The organism is Streptomyces venezuelae (assembly GCF_008642275.1).
GTDB lineage: Bacteria > Actinomycetota > Actinomycetes > Streptomycetales > Streptomycetaceae > Streptomyces > Streptomyces venezuelae_E.
Genome location: NZ_CP029189.1, coordinates 3,765,625 through 3,781,798 on the forward strand (window position 1 = coordinate 3,765,625; position 16,174 = coordinate 3,781,798).

Genomic DNA, 16,174 nt, shown 5'->3' on the forward strand with positions numbered 1-16,174 from the left:
CGCACAGCACCACAGCGAGCAGTTGGAAGCCGGGGGAGGTCGGCGCCGTATGCACGTTTCGCATCTCTCATTGGCCGACTTCCGCTCGTACGCCCGGGCCGAGGTTCCCCTCGACCCGGGCGTCACCGCTTTCGTGGGCCCCAACGGCCAGGGCAAGACCAACCTCGTAGAGGCGATCGGCTACCTCGCGACCCTGGGCAGCCACCGGGTCTCCGCGGACGCCCCGCTCGTGCGGATGGGCGCGGACCGGGCGGTCATCCGCGCGGCCGTCACCCAGGGCGAGCGGCAGCAGCTGGTGGAGCTGGAGCTCAATCCCGGCCGGGCGAACCGGGCCCGGATCAACCGTTCCTCGCAGGTCAGGCCGCGGGACGTGCTGGGGATCATACGGACGGTGCTGTTCGCACCGGAGGACCTGGCCCTGGTCAAGGGCGACCCGGGGGAGCGACGGCGTTTCCTGGACGAACTGGTCACGGCCCGCTCGCCCCGGATGGCTGCGGTCCGCTCCGACTACGAGCGGGTGCTCAAGCAGCGCAACACCCTGCTGAAGTCGGCGGCGATGGCCCGTCGGCACGGCGGCCGCTCCCTGGACCTCTCCACCCTCGACGTGTGGGACCAGCACCTCGCGCGCGCCGGGGCGGAGCTCCTCGCGCAGCGCCTCGACCTGATCGCGACCCTGCTGCCGCTGGCGGACAAGGCCTACGAGCAGCTCGCGCCCGGCGGCGGCCCGCTGGGCCTGGCGTACAGGTCCTCGGCCGGCGAGCAGGTGGACAGCGGCGCGGCGCGCACCCGCGAGGCCCTCTACGAGGTGCTGCTGGCCGCGCTGGCCGGGGTGCGCAAGCAGGAGATCGAGCGCGGCGTGACCCTGGTGGGCCCGCACCGCGACGACGTGGTGCTGCGGCTGGGCGAGCTGCCCGCGAAGGGGTACGCGAGCCACGGGGAGTCGTGGTCGTACGCGCTGGCGCTGCGGCTGGCCTCCTACGAGCTGCTGCGCTCCGAGGGCAGCGAGCCGGTGCTGATCCTGGACGACGTGTTCGCCGAGCTGGACGCGCGGCGCCGGGAGCGGCTGGCGGAGCTGGTGGCCCCGGGTGAGCAGGTACTGGTGACGGCGGCGGTCGACGACGACGTCCCGGGGGTGCTGGTGGGAACGCGGTTCGCGGTGTCCGGCGGCGAGGTGACCCGGCTGTGAACGAGCACGCCAAGGACCCGCGGGAGGGCCGCAGGACCCCGGAGGCCTCCGGGGTGGACCTCGCGCGCCAGGCCCTCGCGGCGGCGCGGGAGCAGGCGCGCGCCCGGGGCAACGCGGCCGTCGGGAAGAAGCGCCAGCAGCAGCCGGGGCTGCGCTCGGGAGCCCGTGCGGACGGCCGGGACCCGATGCCGCTCATGGCGGCGCTGGACCGGCTGCGTACCGAACGCGGCTGGGAGATGCCGATGGCGGTGGCGGGCGTGATGGAGCGCTGGCCGGAGATCGTCGGGCCCGAGATCGCGGCCCACTGTGAACCGGAACGCTACGAGGACCGTGAACTCGTCGTGCGGTGCGATTCCTCGGCGTGGGCGGCGCAGCTGAAGCTGCTGGCCCCGCAGCTGGTCGCCCGGCTCAACGCGGACCTGGGGCAGGGCACCGTACGCCTGATCAAGGTGCAGGGACCCGGCGGACGGCCGAAGGGCTACGGGCCGTGGCGGGCGCCGGGCAGCAAGGGCCCGGGCGACACCTACGGCTGATGCCGGGGCCCGCGTGGTCGCCGGTGCGGATACGCAGTGCCTGCTCAGCGGGGTCCGGGAGGTACTCCGGACCCTGTGGAACGTGCTGTTCCGGGTGGCGTCCCTCACGGTAGTCGGAGGTTGACAGCCCGAAGGGCTGGGTGCCCGTGTGAGCCTCTTGGAGCCCCTCCCCGGATGTGGGGAGTCGGAGAGTGGCGGTTCAGGGCGGCACATGCGGACTCAGGTACCGGCAAACCCCCATTCATGTCCGTGGTACCGGTAGACTGGAGGAAATCCCGCCCATTCGCGGGATCACGCAGACAACGCAGATCGACGCGGCCGCTCCCGCCGGCGCACTTGCTGGTCCGGAGTACGGGCTGCGCTGTGCCAGAAAGGGCGCTTCGTGGCCGATTCCGGCGACTCCAACGAGAAGAATTACGACGCCAGTGCGATCCAGGTCCTTGAGGGCCTGGACGCGGTCCGCAAGCGGCCGGGTATGTACATCGGCTCGACGGGCGAGCGTGGTCTGCACCACCTCGTCTACGAGGTCGTCGACAACTCGGTCGACGAGGCGCTGGCCGGGCACGCGGACACCATCGACGTGACGATCCTCGCCGACGGTGGGGTGCGCGTGATCGACAACGGCCGCGGCATCCCGGTCGGCATCGTCCCGTCCGAGGGGAAGCCGGCCGTCGAGGTCGTCCTGACCGTCCTGCACGCGGGCGGCAAGTTCGGCGGCGGCGGCTACGCCGTCTCCGGTGGTCTGCACGGCGTCGGCGTATCCGTCGTGAACGCCCTGTCGACCAAGGTCGCGGTCGAGGTCAAGACGGACGGCCACCGCTGGACCCAGGACTACAAGCTGGGTGTCCCGACGGCCCCGCTGGCCAAGAACGAAGAGACGCAGGAGACCGGCACCTCGGTCACCTTCTGGGCCGACGGCGACATCTTCGAGACCACCGAGTACTCCTTCGAGACGCTCTCGCGGCGCTTCCAGGAGATGGCCTTCCTCAACAAGGGCCTGACCCTGTCGCTGACCGACGAGCGCGAGTCGGCGAAGGCCACCGCGGGCGCCGACGACCCGGACGCGGACGCGGCGGAGCCCCAGGCACGCACGGTGAAGTACTACTACGAGGGCGGCATCGTCGACTTCGTGAAGTACCTCAACTCGCGCAAGGGCGAGCTCATCCACCCGACCGTCATCGACGTCGAGGCCGAGGACAAGGAGCGCATGCTCTCGGTCGAGATCGCGATGCAGTGGAACTCGCAGTACACGGAGGGGGTCTACTCCTTCGCGAACACGATCCACACGCATGAGGGCGGTACGCACGAGGAGGGCTTCCGTGCGGCCCTGACGGGTCTGGTGAACCGTTACGCGCGCGACAAGAAGCTGCTGCGCGAGAAGGACGACAACCTCGCCGGTGAGGACATCCGCGAGGGCCTGACGGCGATCATCTCGGTCAAGCTGGGCGAGCCCCAGTTCGAGGGCCAGACGAAGACCAAGCTCGGCAACACGGAGGCCAAGACCTTCGTGCAGAAGGTCGTCCACGAGCACCTCAACGACTGGTTCGACCGCAACCCGGTCGAGGCCGCGGACATCATCCGCAAGTCGATCCAGGCGGCCACGGCGCGCGTCGCGGCCCGCAAGGCCCGTGACCTGACCCGTCGCAAGGGTCTGCTGGAGAGCGCCTCGCTGCCGGGCAAGCTGTCCGACTGCCAGTCGAACGACCCGACCAAGTGCGAGATCTTCATCGTCGAGGGTGACTCCGCCGGCGGTTCCGCGAAGTCCGGCCGCAACCCGATGTACCAGGCCATCCTGCCGATCCGCGGCAAGATCCTGAACGTCGAGAAGGCCCGTATCGACAAGATCCTCCAGAACACCGAGGTCCAGGCGCTGATCAGTGCCTTCGGTACCGGTGTCCACGAGGACTTCGACATCGAGAAGCTCCGCTATCACAAGATCATCCTGATGGCGGACGCCGACGTCGACGGCCAGCACATCAACACCCTGCTGCTGACCTTCCTCTTCCGCTTCATGCGCCCGCTGGTCGAGGCCGGCCACGTGTACCTGTCGCGCCCGCCGCTCTACAAGATCAAGTGGGGCCGCGACGACTTCGAGTACGCGTACTCGGACCGCGAGCGGGACGCGCTGGTGGAGCTCGGCAAGCAGAACGGCAAGCGGATCAAGGAAGACTCGATCCAGCGCTTCAAGGGTCTGGGCGAGATGAACGCCGAGGAACTGCGCGTCACCACCATGGACGTGGACCACCGCGTGCTCGGCCAGGTCACGCTCGACGACGCGGCGCAGGCCGACGACCTGTTCTCGGTGCTGATGGGCGAGGACGTCGAGGCCCGGCGCTCCTTCATCCAGCGCAACGCCAAGGACGTCCGCTTCCTCGACATCTGAGTCGGCTCCGCTGACCGCCGCCTGAAAGGACTTCTGACCAGCAATGGCCGACGAAACCACCCCCACCGCAGAGAATCCCGCGGAGGAGCAGCCCGTGCTGCGCATCGAGCCCGTCGGGCTCGAGACGGAGATGCAGCGCTCCTACCTCGACTACGCGATGTCCGTCATCGTCTCGCGCGCCCTGCCGGACGTGCGCGACGGCCTCAAGCCGGTGCACCGCCGCGTGCTGTACGCGATGTACGACGGCGGCTACCGGCCCGAGAAGGGCTTCTACAAGTGCGCCCGCGTCGTCGGCGACGTCATGGGCACCTACCACCCGCACGGTGACAGCTCGATCTACGACGCCCTGGTCCGCCTGGCCCAGCCGTGGTCGATGCGCATGCCGCTGGTGGACTCCAACGGCAACTTCGGCTCCCCGGGCAACGACCCGGCGGCCGCGATGCGCTACACCGAGTGCAAGCTCATGCCGCTGGCCATGGAGATGCTCCGGGACATCGACGAGGAGACCGTCGACTTCCAGGACAACTACGACGGCCGCAACCAGGAGCCCACCGTGCTCCCGGCGCGCTTCCCGAACCTGCTGATCAACGGCAGCGCCGGCATCGCCGTCGGTATGGCCACCAACATCCCGCCGCACAACCTCCGCGAGGTCGCGGACGGCGCGCAGTGGTACCTGGCCAACCCGGAGGCCTCGCACGAGGAGCTCCAGGACGCGCTCATCGAGCGGATCAAGGGCCCGGACTTCCCGACCGGTGCCCTGGTCGTGGGCCGCAAGGGCATCGAGGAGGCGTACCGGACCGGTCGCGGCTCCATCACGATGCGCGCGGTGGTGGAGGTCGAGGAGATCCAGAACCGCCAGTGCCTGGTGGTCACGGAGCTCCCGTACCAGACCAACCCCGACAACCTCGCGCAGAAGATCGCGGACCTGGTCAAGGACGGCAAGGTCGGCGGCATCGCCGACGTCCGCGACGAGACCTCCTCGCGCACCGGGCAGCGCCTGGTGATCGTGCTGAAGCGCGACGCCGTCGCCAAGGTCGTGCTGAACAACCTCTACAAGCACACCGAGCTGCAGACCAACTTCGGCGCGAACATGCTGGCGCTGGTGGACGGCGTGCCGCGCACGCTGTCGATCGACGCGTTCATCCGCCACTGGGTGACCCACCAGATCGAGGTCATCGTCCGGCGCACGAGGTTCCGCCTGCGCAAGGCGGAGGAGCGCGCCCACATCCTGCGCGGCCTGCTCAAGGCGCTGGACGCGATCGACGAGGTCATCGCACTCATCCGGCGCAGCAACACGGTCGAGATCGCGCGCGAGGGCCTGATGGGCCTCCTGGAGATCGACGAGATCCAGGCGAACGCGATCCTGGAGATGCAGCTCCGCCGCCTCGCGGCCCTGGAGCGCCAGAAGATCGTCGCCGAGCACGACGAGCTCCAGGCCAAGATCAACGAGTACAACGCGATCCTGGCCTCGGAGGAGCGTCAGCGCTCCATCGTCAGCGAGGAACTGGCCGCCATCGTCGAGAAGTTCGGCGACGACCGGCGTTCCAAGCTGGTGCCCTTCGACGGTGACATGTCCATCGAGGACCTGATCGCCGAAGAGGACATCGTCGTCACGATCACCCACGGCGGCTACGTCAAGCGCACCAAGACCGAGGACTACCGCTCGCAGAAGCGCGGCGGCAAGGGCGTGCGCGGCACGAAGCTGAAGCAGGACGACCTGGTCGACCACTTCTTCGTCTCCACCACGCACCACTGGCTGCTGTTCTTCACGAACAAGGGCCGGGTCTACCGGTCCAAGGCGTACGAGCTCCCGGACGCCGGCCGCGACGCCCGCGGGCAGCACGTGGCGAACCTGCTGGCCTTCCAGCCGGACGAGAAGATCGCCCAGATCCTCGCGATCCGCGACTACGAGGCGGCGCCCTACCTGATCCTGGCCACCAAGGGCGGCCTGGTGAAGAAGACGGCGCTCAAGGACTACGACTCCCCGCGGTCGGGCGGTGTCATCGCGATCAACCTCCGGGAGACCGAGGACGGCAGCGACGACGAGCTGATCGGCGCGGAGCTGGTGTCCGCCGAGGACGACCTGCTGCTGATCAGCAAGAAGGCGCAGTCGATCCGCTTCACGGCCACCGACGACGCGCTGCGTCCGATGGGCCGCGCCACCTCGGGCGTGAAGGGCATGAGTTTCCGGGAAGGTGACGAACTGCTCTCGATGAACGTTGTGCGGCCGGGTACGTTCGTCTTCACCGCGACCGACGGCGGCTACGCCAAGCGGACGCCGGTCGACGAGTACCGCGTCCAGGGCCGTGGCGGCCTGGGTATCAAGGCCGCCAAGATCGTGGAGGACCGCGGCTCGCTCGTCGGGGCGCTCGTGGTCGACGAGAGCGACGAGATTCTCGCCATCACGCTCGGCGGTGGTGTGATTCGTACGCGCGTCAACGAAGTCAGGGAGACCGGCCGTGACACCATGGGCGTCCAGCTGATCAACCTGGGCAAGCGCGATGCCGTGGTCGGCATCGCCCGGAACGCCGAGGCCGGTCAGGAAGCTGACGAGGTCGAGGCCGACGAGAACGACACCGAGGTGGCCGACGGACAGGCCACCGAGGACGCCGAGGGCACGCAGCCCTCGGCCGGGGAGCACGAGGAGTAAGTCGTGAGTGGAGCCACGGGCGCCGGACCGGCCAAGACTGGAGCGAACGGTGCCCGTGGCCCCGCCGCGGACTCCCAGGGGGGAACCGTGACGGACACCCGAGGACCGAAGCCGTCGGTCGGCGCTGACGCAGGCCAGGACCAGCCCGCACAGCCGTACCACCCGCCGCAGGCCTACCCGGCGCCCTCGGGCCCGGCGACGGCGCAGGGCGGCAAGGGATCGGGCGCGCAGCGCAAGCCGCGCACGGGGGTCCGTACGGCCCCCCGCACGCGCAAGGCGCGGCTGCGCGTGGCCAAGGCCGACCCGTGGTCGGTCATGAAGGTCAGCTTCCTGCTGTCGATCGCGCTCGGCATCTGCACGATCGTGGCGGCGGCCGTGCTGTGGATGGTCATGGACGCGATGGGCGTCTTCTCGACCGTCGGCGGCACGATCAGCGAGGCGACCGGTTCGAACGAGGGCAACGGCTTCGACCTCCAGTCGTTCCTGTCGCTGCCGCGCGTTCTGATCTTCACATCGGTCATCGCGGTGATCGACGTGGTGCTGGCGACGGCACTGGCCACGCTGGGCGCGTTCATCTACAACCTGTCGGCGGGCTTCGTCGGCGGTGTGGAGCTCACCCTCGCCGAGGACGAGTAGGCCGTCCGCCCGGGCGCCCGTGACGGGTCGGATGACCTGCGCAGACGCCCCCGGGCAACGGATTTTGGCCTGACCGGGTCTGTGCGCTAATCTTCAGGAGTCAGCGCGCAGCGCGGATGGGGCTATAGCTCAGTTGGTTAGAGCGCATCCCTGATAAGGATGAGGCCACAGGTTCAAATCCTGTTAGCCCCACAGTGTCGAAGACCCCCAGGCCAAGGCCTGGGGGTCTTTGTCGTGCGGCCAGTTGGTGGACCGGCAGGTCACCGATCGGTATCGGTCGGTGTGTATTGTTGGGCGCCAGAAGTCCCCTACGTCAACGAAAGACGAGGTCGCGCGGTGAAGAAGCTGCTCCTGGTCGCACTGGCCGCCATCGGCGGGCTCCTCGTGTACCGCCAGATCCAGGCGGACCGCGCCGAGCAGGACCTGTGGACGGAGGCAACCGACTCCGTGCCCTCTGGTTCCGGTGTGTGAGACCCAAGGCTGATCTCATGAAGCCCCGGCTGCCGCTGCGGCCGGGGCTTTGTGCTGCTCTGTGACGAAAACTTCCGGTATGTAAAGATTTGGCTTGCGCGAGCAAACTCGGGGTGGGCGTGGTGGTTCGGGGACGGGTGACGGCGTGGGCGGCGGCCCTGGGCCTGGTGGCGGGAGCGCCGGGGCTCGCGTACGCCGAGGGCTCCGCGCCCGGCCCGCTGCCGGCCTACCGGCCCGCGGACGGCGCCAAGGCGATCGAGGGCAGGCCCTCCACGGCCGACGCCCCGCAGATCGAGGCCGGCAAGGTCTACCAGGACACGCTGGGGCCGGGAGAACGCTTCTACCGGCTGGTCCTCGACGAGGACGGGGCCGACGTCTACGTCTCCGCCGTGGTCCGCCCCGCGGCGGGCGCGAAGGTCTCCGGCGGCGACGGCATCGACGTGGAGATCATGACGACCGCCGGGCGCTCCTGCCCGCGGGGCACCGGCCGGGCGAACTTCGGCTACGACGCTTACCCGATCGGCGCCGCCGGCGTCCGCCGGGGGGCCGAGGACGAGGACTGCGCGCCCGCCGGCGTGTACTACGCCAAGGTCACGCGGACCTCGGCCAAGGGCTACGACCAGAGCCCCTGGCCGCTGGAGATCAAGGTCCAGCGGGAGCCCGGCCGCGGCGCGGGCGGGCCCACCGCCGCGCCCGGTGCCTGGCCCTCGGGCGCCCCCGTGCTGCCCGGCACCGAGCCGGAGCACCGCAGCGGCGGCACCGGCTTCAACGACGCCCGCGCCCTGGGCTCCGGTGTGTGGCGCGACGAGATGCGGCCCGGGCAGACCCGCTTCTACCGGGTCCCGCTGGACTGGGGCCAGCAGCTGGGCATCGGCGCGGAGCTGGCCGCCGCGAGGATGACGAAGACCTACGGTTCGGCCTCGGGCGGGCTCACCGTCTCCCTGTACAGCCCGTACCGCGGCCTGGTCGCCGGCAAGGACGTCTCGTACGACGGCAAGCAGGCCGGGATCACCCTGGGGAAGACGCCGCCCGTCGCGTACGAGAACCGGTTCGCGGGCGACCGGAGCGAGCAGCCCGTCTCCGTCGCCGGCTGGTACTACGTCGCGGTGACCATGGGCGCGAAGGTCGCCGATTTCACCGAGGACGCGGCGCCCGTGCCGCTGACCCTGCGCCTGGACGTCACCGGTACCCCGGCCAAGGGGCCGGCGTACGTGGGGAGTCCGGCCGCGGGCGGCTTCGGGGTGGGTGACGGGGACCGGGCCGCGGCCGAGGAGGGGCTCACCGCCCCGGAAGCCGCCGAGGCCGCCGAGCGGCGTGCCACGATGCGGATCGTGGCGGGCGCCGGGTTCGGCACCGGGACGGTCCTGCTGCTGGTGCTGGGCGGCTGGACGCTGCTCGGGCGGCGGCGGGGGCGCGGTCCTACAGCTGGGTGAGGGCCCAGACGCCCACCGCGAAGCAGAGCAGCGCGGCGGCGAGCAGGGAGGCCACCGCCTTCGCCGGGGGCGGGGCGATCCCGCCGCCCGCCCGGACCGGCGCCCCGGCGGGAGCCGGGACGGCCGGCGGCGGCAGGTGGAAGCTGCCCGTCTCCGAGGGCCCGTACGAGGGCGCCCGGGCCGGGACGGCGGGGGAGACGGAAGCGGCCGGAACCGGGGCCGCCGGTGCGGCCGGGGCCGTCAGTGCGGCCGGAGCCGTCGGCGCCGTCCCGCGCGGGTCGGTCCGGGCGGGCTCCGCGGGCACGGTCAGGGAGGCGGAAGGCCCCGGAGCCGGGGGCTGGGCCGCGGGAGCCCGCGGGGGTGCGGCCGCCGTGCTCAGCGGGCCGTGCGGGCCGAATCCGGGCGGCAGCGGGCCGAGTTGGTCGAACACCTCCACCGGATCCTCGTCCGGGGCGGGCGGCGGCAGCAGCTCCACGGCCCCGGCAAGGGCCTTGCGCGCCCCTGTGGCGGTCCGGAAGCGGTTCCGGGGGTCGGGCTGCAGGAGACCGGCGACGACGTCCCAGAGCGGTGCGGGAACGCTCTCGGGGGCGCTCGGCGTGCCCTGCGCGAGGAAGTGCTCCACCAGAGCCCGGGAATCGGGCCTGCGGCCCTGCAGGAGGTACAGCGCGACCAGTCCCACGGCGAACAGGTCGGCGGGGAAGTCGGGCTCGGCGCCCAGCAGTTGCTCGGGGGCGAAATAGCCCGGCGTGCCGACCACGAGGTCGGTCTCGGTCAGCCGGGGCTCGCCCTTGCGCATGGAGATGCCGAAGTCGGACAGCCGCAGGTGCGGCCGCCCGGTTCCGGTGGCCTCCATCAGGATGTTGGCCGGTTTGACGTCGCGGTGCACCACGCCCTCCGCGTGCACCGCCGCGAGCCCCGAAAGGAGCTGGTCGAGCAGGCCGCACACGAACCGGGCCGGCAGGGGCCCGTAGTCCCCGATCACATGGCCGAGCGAGCCGCCGCCGACCAGGTCCATGGTGAAGAGGACCTTGTCGTCGTCGGCAGCCCAGCTGGCCGGAGCGAGCACGTGCGGATGGTCGATCCGCAGCGCCTGCTCCCTCACGAACCGCAGGAGCGTGTGGGCGTCGCTCTGCATGAGGACCTTCGCGGCCACGTAGCGGCGCCGGCGGTGGTCCCAGGCCCGCCACACGGCCCCCGCGCCACCGCGTCCGATCGGATCGACCAGCTCGTACCGACCGGCGAAGACCTCACCCATCGCTGTGCCCGTCCCCCGTCACCCGTCGTCCGCCCCCGTGCGTGCGTGTCAGTTCTGGTGGGCCTCGTAGTGGGCGACCGCGTCGGCGGTGCGGCCCGCGCCGTACACCCGGAGGAACTCTGCCAGTTCCGGGTGGCTGGGGGCGAGGGTGTTCGCCGCGTCGATGATGTCGCCGGCCGCGGAGACCGAACGCAGCAGCGACTGGATCTCGCGGACGACCCGCTTGACCGTGGGTGCGCCGGAGCTGGTGGTGGTCTGGCCGCTGTTGCTGAGGACGGAGCCTCCCTGGGTCTTCTTGATCTCGTCCATCCGGTCGGTGGCCTCCCCCGCGCTGACGCTTCCGTCGGCGACCTGGCCGGCGAGATCCTGGAGGGCCTGGACGCGCTGGACCACGGCAGGGTTCCCGATCTTGGCGCGCTGGCCGCTCATCAGCTGGGACAGCATGGGCGCCGACAGTCCGAGGACGGCAGCGAGGCGGGCCTGGTTCAAGCCGAGGTCATCTATGAGCCGGCGGAAGAGCGCTCCCAGCGGCTCCCCGTACCAACTGCGCTGAAGTTCTCTGGCTCTGGCCGTGGCCTCTTGTTGTACTGCGTCCACTCTTACTACTCCCCTTCGCTGGTGCGAACCTCGCGAGCATCTTACGGAGAGTGGTCGCACGGCGGGAGTCCCTATCATTTTGCGAGATGAGGGGGTACACCCGGTACTCTGTTCTGCGGAACGACCACACCGCCCGTACGGGAGGAGTGCGTCCACTTCCACGGGGCCTTAGCTCAGTTGGTAGAGCGCTGCCTTTGCAAGGCAGATGTCAGGAGTTCGAATCTCCTAGGCTCCACCCCATGAAATGCCCTCCGACCTGCGGAAACGCGGAGTCGGAGGGCATTTTTCATGCCGGTCTGCGCGCCGCGTGGGTGCCGCGGAGAGCGCGGCGCGGGCGGGCTCCGTGGTGAACTGCCCCGTGCCGTCCGGCCCCTGGGCGGGGGTGCGGGTCAGGCGGTGCTTCCGGCGGGGCCGCCGCGCAGCAGGATGGCGATGACGGCGCACAGTGCGGCGCAGACCGCGGCCAGTCCCCACAGGACGGTGTGGAAGGCGGAGTCGTAGGACCCGGCGAGGAAGCGGGCGAAGGCCTCGGTGTCCACCGCACCGGACAGCTCCGCGGCCCGGGCGAGGTCGCCGCCCGCCGCCCGTTCGGCGACCTGTTCCGCCTGCGCGGCGCCGGCGTACCCGCCGATGCCGTCCTCGACGCGGGAGCGGAGCACGGTCGCGAGGGCCGATCCGTACACCGCGACGGCGATGGCCTCGCTGCCGAGCCGCAGGGTGTTGAGGAAGCCCGCCGCCATGCCCGCCTTGGCCGGGTCGACCAGTTCCAGGGCCTGGCCGTCCACGAGCCCCGCCGACAGGCCCATGCCGGCGCCGGTGACGAGCATCGGCACGGCGACGACGAGGACCGCCGCGTCGGGCGAGAACAGGGTGAGCGCCAGATCGCCGACGACGAGGCAGCCGAGGCTGACGTGGACGAGGGTGAGCGCGGGCACCCCGCGGGTGACCAGCTTCGCGGCGAGCGCCGGGCAGAGCAGCACCGGAGCGGTGAGCAGCAGCATGGTCAGGCCGGCCGCGCCGCTGTCGCGGCCGGTGACCGCGGTCAGGTAGCTCGGCAGGTACGTGAGCATGGTGACGAACCCGAAGGACGCGGCGACCGGGACCAGGCACAGGCCGACGAAGCGCCGGTCGCGCAGCAGGCTCAGGTCCAGCACGGGGTGCTCCCGGCGGTTTTCGACGGCGGCGAAGGCCGCGAGGACCACGACCGTGCCCGCGAACAGCCCGAGGACGCCCGGGCTCCCCCAGCCCCACTGCGAGCCCTGGACGATGGCGGTGGTCAGCAGCACCATCGCGACGACGAACAGCGCGCTGCCCGCCACGTCGACGCGCGCCCCGCTGCCGCCGTCGGCCGGCACGGCCCGGGCGACGGCGGGTACCGCGAGCAGTACGAGGAGCAGGGCGAGGGCGTGCACCGCGAACACCCAGCGCCAGCCGAGGCCCTGGACGAGCGCCCCGGCCAGGGAGGGGCCGATCGCGACCCCGGCGCCCGCGACGGTGCCGAACAGCGCGAAGGCCCTGGCGCGCGCCGGGCCGTCGAACACGGTCGCGATGATCGCCGCGCCGCAGGAGAAGATCGCCGCGCCGCCGGTTCCGGCGAGCGCGCGGGTGGCGTCCAGCCAGAGCACGTCGGTGGCGAGCGCGCCGCCGAGGGAGGCCACGGCGTAGACGGCGGCGCCGGCGGCGAAGGCCTTGACGCGGCCGACGATGTCGGCGACGGAACCCCAGACGAGGGTGAAGCAGGCGAAGGCGACGTTGAAGGCGTTCACCACCCACTGCAGGGGTCCGAGGCCGGCGTGGGTGTCGGCGCCGATCTCGGGCAGGGCCACGGCGGTGCCCGAGATCGACATCGGGACGACGAACACCGCGAGGAGGACGGCGGCCAGGGTCGCCGTGCGGCCCGTCCGCCCCTTCTCCCGTAACGGTGGGGCGGCCGACGTCGTGGTCTGCGTACTCATGGGGCGCGACTCCAGGCTCGGCCCGGCCGACTGGCGGCCAGGTTCGGTTTTGATCGAACCTAAAGCTGGCACGGGACATAGGTATGATGCAAGTCGTACCTGAGAAAGGAGGGCGCGATGCCCGACGAGGACGGCCACCCCTCGCCGGAGGAGATGAGCCTGCAGGCCGTGCTGAACGCGCTCTCCGACCCCCTGCGCTACGCCGTCGTGAGCGAGCTGCTGAGGGAACCGGCGGGCACGGCGCGCACCTGCGCCTCCTTCAACCTCCCGGTCTCGAAGTCGACGACCACCCACCACTTCCGGATCCTGCGCGAGGCGGGTCTGGTGAGGCAGGTGGACCGTGGCAACAGCCGGGCGGCGACGCTGCGCCGCGCGGACCTGGACCGGCGCTTCCCCGGCCTGCTCGACCTGATCGACGCCGACCGCTGAGGACGCCTCCGCCGGGCCGGCGCCGGCCCGGCTGCAGGAGTCGGCCGGCCCGCCGCCAGGGCCGGCCGTGCGGCGACGGTGGGAACACCGTCGCCGCCGAAGGACTGGGCGGTCAGCGGTCGCGCAGTTCCAGCGTGCAGCACTTGACGCTGCCGCCGGCCTTGAGCAGCTCGGAGAGTTCCACCCCGATCGGCTCGAAGCCGCGGGCCCGCAGCTTCGCGTGCAGGCCGGTGGCCGCGGCGGGCAGGAGCACGTGGCGGCCGTCGGAGAAGGCGTTGAGGCCGAAGACGGCCGCGTCCTCGGCGGTGGCCAGGATCGCGGTGGGGAACATCGCGCGCAGTACGGCCTGGCTGCCCTGGGAGAAGGCGGCCGGGTAGTACATCACCTCGTCCTCGGACAGCACGGAGAGCGCGGTGTCCAGGTGGTAGTACTCCGGGTTCACCAGGGTCAGCGAGGTGACCGGGAGGCCGAAGAACTCCTGGGCCTCCGCGTGGGAACGCGGGTCCGTACGGAAGCCGGTACCGGCCAGCAGGCGGCGGCCGACGGTGAGGATGTCGCCCTCGCCCTCGTTGACGTACTCGGGCCACAGCGAGTCGGTGTAGCCGCGGCCCTCCAGCCACCGCAGGTACGCGGGCCCTTCGGCGGTGCGCTCCGCGTGCCGGAAGCGGGCCCCGTAGACCTTGCCGTCGACGACGGTGGCGCCGTTGGCCGCGAACACCATGTCGGGCAGGCCCTCGATGGGGTCTATCTCCTCGACCACGTGGCCGAGTTCGAGGTACAGGTCACGCAGGCCCTCCCACTGGCTGACGGCGAGCGCGTTGTCCGTGGCGTGCTGCGGGTTCATCCAGGGGTTGATCGAGTACGTGACGTCGTAGTGCCGGGGCCGGCACATCAGCAGACGTCGGCGGGTGGCGACCCGGGCCGGGTTCTCGGAACGGTAGAGGGCGCCGGCAGGGGTGATGGGCTCGGTGAGCGGCACGAGGGCTCCTTCTCATGGGGTTTCGATGGAAGCCCGGCTGCCCGAGGGATGGGCCGGCCAGCCGGATGCGAGTGACGCGACTGATCACGTGACCCCAGGGAAACGGGGCTCCGCATTGACCGGAAGTAATCGGTCGTACCGGCCAATCAACCCGCCCGCGAGGGCCGCCGCCGAGTTGATTGTCCGTGGCCGATACGCCTTCCGGGCAATCGGGTGCTGCCGTGGGATGTGGTCATCACCCGGGAGGCAACGCAAGGACGCGAACCGTCCTGCCCGACCGTACGAACCAGTCCACCTGTTCCATCTGGAGGTACTTCCATGGCGCATCGCAATGTCGAACTGCTCGCAGTCGGCGCAGGCCCGGCGAACCTGGCGCTGGCGGTCGCCGTCGAGGAGCTCGCACCCGAGCTGGCCGGTGACACCCTGCTGATCGAGCGTGAGCAGGACATCGTGTGGCAGCGCGGCATGCTGCTGCCCGACGCGCTCAGCCAGGTTTCCTTCCTCAAGGACCTGGTCACCATGCGCAATCCGTGCAGCAGGTTTTCCTTCGTCAATTTCCTTCACTCGCAGGAACGTCTCGACGCTTTCGTGAACCTCGCGAGTTTCGTTCCCTACCGCAGTGAGATATCCGAATACCTGCAATGGGTCGCCGACGAACTGGAGTCGGTGAAGGTCGAATACGGCCGCGAATGCAAGGGCGTCGAGGCGGTGACGGGCGACGACGGCGAACTGGCCGGCTGGCTGGTCACCCTTGCCGACGGCGACACCATCGGCTGCCGCTACCTCGTGATCGGTGCGGGCCGTGACGCGCACGTCCCCGCCGTGTTCGACGCCCTGCCGGCCGAGCGCGTCATCCACAGCACCCAGTACACGCAGCGCATCGCCGGGGTACGGGCCGACCTGCCGCACCGCGTCGCGGTGATCGGCGGCGCGCAGAGCGCGGCCGAGCTGTTCGGCGCCGCGCTGCGGGACCTGCCCGAGTGCAGGCCGACGATGATCATGCGCTCGATCGGTCTGAACGGCTACGAGAGCAGCAAGTTCACCAACGAGCTCTACTACACGTCCTTCATCGACGAGTTCTACGGCTCCTCGCCCGAGGCCCGCCAGCAGCTCCTCGGCGAGATGTACCGCTCCAACTACGGCGGTCTCTCCCCCGCCACCCTCGACGGCCTGTACCGGCAGTTCTACCAGGACCGCCGCTCCGGCCAGGAGCGCCTGGGGATGCACGCCATGACGGACGTGACCGGGGCCCGCATGGACGGCGAGGAGGTCGTCCTGACCCTCGTCGACCGCAAGTCGGGGGCCGAGCGGGAGATGCGCACGGACCTGGTGCTCCTGGGCACCGGCTTCGTCCGCGAGATGCCCTGGGCGGTCAAGGCGCTCGCGCGCTCGATCGGTGTCGAAGAGATCAACGTGAGCCGCAGCTACCGGCTCGACCTGGGCCGGCCGGCGACCGCCGCCTGCTACCTGCAGGGCGTCAACGAGGCCACGCACGGCATCGCCGACTCGCTGCTCAGCGTGCTCGCGGGCCGCTCCGCCGAGATCACCCAGGACATCCTGGCGCACCGCCGGGCCCGTACCGCGGAGGTCCCGGCCGCGCGGGAACTCGCCTTCGCCGGCGCGGTCTGACACCCGCGCACCCCTCACGAGCCGTACCCGTCCGACGA

13 protein-coding genes and 2 tRNA genes are annotated in these 16,174 nt (G+C 70.9%); 11 read left to right on the forward strand and 4 right to left on the reverse strand.

From position 1 onward, the window contains the following. The first annotated feature begins 49 nt into the window (after positions 1–49). The 8 genes from recF to DEJ51_RS16580 all read left to right on the forward strand — a co-directional run bounded on the left by recF (position 50) and on the right by DEJ51_RS16580 (position 9,292). Positions 50–1,186, forward strand: a complete 1,137-nt coding sequence (recF, locus tag DEJ51_RS16545) for a DNA replication/repair protein RecF (RefSeq protein WP_150258256.1) — start codon at positions 50–52, stop codon at positions 1,184–1,186. After that, entirely contained in the window at positions 1,183–1,719 is a 537-nt protein-coding gene (locus DEJ51_RS16550) for a DUF721 domain-containing protein (RefSeq protein WP_150258257.1), read from the forward strand. Before recF ends, DEJ51_RS16550 begins: the two co-directional genes overlap by 4 nt. 361 nt (positions 1,720–2,080) lie before the next feature. After that, positions 2,081–4,102, forward strand: a complete 2,022-nt coding sequence (gene gyrB, locus DEJ51_RS16555) for a DNA topoisomerase (ATP-hydrolyzing) subunit B (RefSeq protein WP_150258258.1) — start codon at positions 2,081–2,083, stop codon at positions 4,100–4,102. 43 nt (positions 4,103–4,145) lie between these two features. Further along, positions 4,146–6,752, forward strand: a complete 2,607-nt coding sequence (gene gyrA, locus DEJ51_RS16560) for a DNA gyrase subunit A (protein ID WP_150258259.1) — start codon at positions 4,146–4,148, stop codon at positions 6,750–6,752. An 87-nt stretch (positions 6,753–6,839) separates the two neighbouring features. Continuing rightward, positions 6,840–7,388 carry a DUF3566 domain-containing protein gene (locus DEJ51_RS16565; protein ID WP_223835833.1) on the forward strand — a complete coding sequence of 183 codons (549 nt, stop codon included), beginning with the start codon at positions 6,840–6,842 and terminating at the stop codon, positions 7,386–7,388. 118 nt (positions 7,389–7,506) lie between these two features. Next, a tRNA-Ile gene (locus DEJ51_RS16570) sits at positions 7,507–7,580 on the forward strand. Between the two features lie 144 nt (positions 7,581–7,724). After that, positions 7,725–7,859, forward strand: a complete 135-nt coding sequence (locus DEJ51_RS35065) for a DLW-39 family protein (protein ID WP_208809277.1) — start codon at positions 7,725–7,727, stop codon at positions 7,857–7,859. A gap of 119 nt (positions 7,860–7,978) precedes the next feature. Then, positions 7,979–9,292, forward strand: coding sequence for a hypothetical protein (locus DEJ51_RS16580; RefSeq protein WP_223835834.1), 1,314 nt, complete (start codon positions 7,979–7,981; stop codon positions 9,290–9,292). Here DEJ51_RS16580 and DEJ51_RS16585 read toward each other — a convergent pair. Then, positions 9,279–10,547, reverse strand: a complete 1,269-nt coding sequence (locus tag DEJ51_RS16585; RefSeq protein ID WP_150258263.1) for a serine/threonine-protein kinase — start codon at positions 10,545–10,547, stop codon at positions 9,279–9,281. The genes DEJ51_RS16580 and DEJ51_RS16585 overlap by 14 nt on opposite strands. A gap of 48 nt (positions 10,548–10,595) precedes the next feature. Beyond that, positions 10,596–11,144, reverse strand: a complete 549-nt coding sequence (locus tag DEJ51_RS16590) for a helix-turn-helix domain-containing protein (RefSeq protein ID WP_030012999.1) — start codon at positions 11,142–11,144, stop codon at positions 10,596–10,598. Positions 11,145–11,306: 162 nt separating this feature from the next. Between DEJ51_RS16590 and DEJ51_RS16595 the strand changes: the two genes are divergently transcribed. Then, positions 11,307–11,379, forward strand: a tRNA-Ala gene (locus tag DEJ51_RS16595). 154 nt (positions 11,380–11,533) lie between these two features. On the opposite strand, the gene DEJ51_RS16600 is transcribed toward DEJ51_RS16595, so the two are convergent. After that, positions 11,534–13,099, reverse strand: coding sequence for an MFS transporter (locus DEJ51_RS16600; RefSeq protein ID WP_150258264.1), 1,566 nt, complete (start codon positions 13,097–13,099; stop codon positions 11,534–11,536). Between the two features lie 117 nt (positions 13,100–13,216). Between DEJ51_RS16600 and DEJ51_RS16605 the strand changes: the two genes are divergently transcribed. After that, a complete protein-coding gene (locus DEJ51_RS16605; protein WP_150258265.1) occupies positions 13,217–13,528 on the forward strand; it encodes an ArsR/SmtB family transcription factor in 312 nt (103 codons plus the stop codon). Positions 13,529–13,640: 112 nt separating this feature from the next. Here DEJ51_RS16605 and ddaH read toward each other — a convergent pair whose 3' ends face one another. After that, entirely contained in the window at positions 13,641–14,507 is an 867-nt protein-coding gene (ddaH, locus tag DEJ51_RS16610) for a dimethylargininase (protein ID WP_150258266.1), read from the reverse strand. 318 nt (positions 14,508–14,825) lie between these two features. On the opposite strand from ddaH, the gene DEJ51_RS16615 reads away from it, so the two are divergent. Then, positions 14,826–16,136: a SidA/IucD/PvdA family monooxygenase gene (locus DEJ51_RS16615; RefSeq protein ID WP_150258267.1), complete on the forward strand. Its 1,311-nt coding sequence runs from the start codon at positions 14,826–14,828 to the stop codon at positions 16,134–16,136. Positions 16,137–16,174 lie beyond the last annotated feature (38 nt).

What these genes read in the sequence shown, in the direction of transcription:
- gyrA (WP_150258259.1), top strand. Translation starts at nt 4,146, where the DNA reads ATGGCCGACGAAACCACCCCCACCGCAGAGAATCCCGCGGAGGAGCAG.
- DEJ51_RS16615 (WP_150258267.1), top strand. Translation starts at nt 14,826, where the DNA reads ATGGCGCATCGCAATGTCGAACTGCTCGCAGTCGGCGCAGGCCCGGCG.
- recF (WP_150258256.1), top strand. Translation starts at nt 50, where the DNA reads ATGCACGTTTCGCATCTCTCATTGGCCGACTTCCGCTCGTACGCCCGG.
- DEJ51_RS16600 (WP_150258264.1), bottom strand. Translation starts at nt 13,099, where the DNA reads ATGAGTACGCAGACCACGACGTCGGCCGCCCCACCGTTACGGGAGAAG.
- DEJ51_RS16605 (WP_150258265.1), top strand. Translation starts at nt 13,217, where the DNA reads ATGCCCGACGAGGACGGCCACCCCTCGCCGGAGGAGATGAGCCTGCAG.
- DEJ51_RS16585 (WP_150258263.1), bottom strand. Translation starts at nt 10,547, where the DNA reads ATGGGTGAGGTCTTCGCCGGTCGGTACGAGCTGGTCGATCCGATCGGA.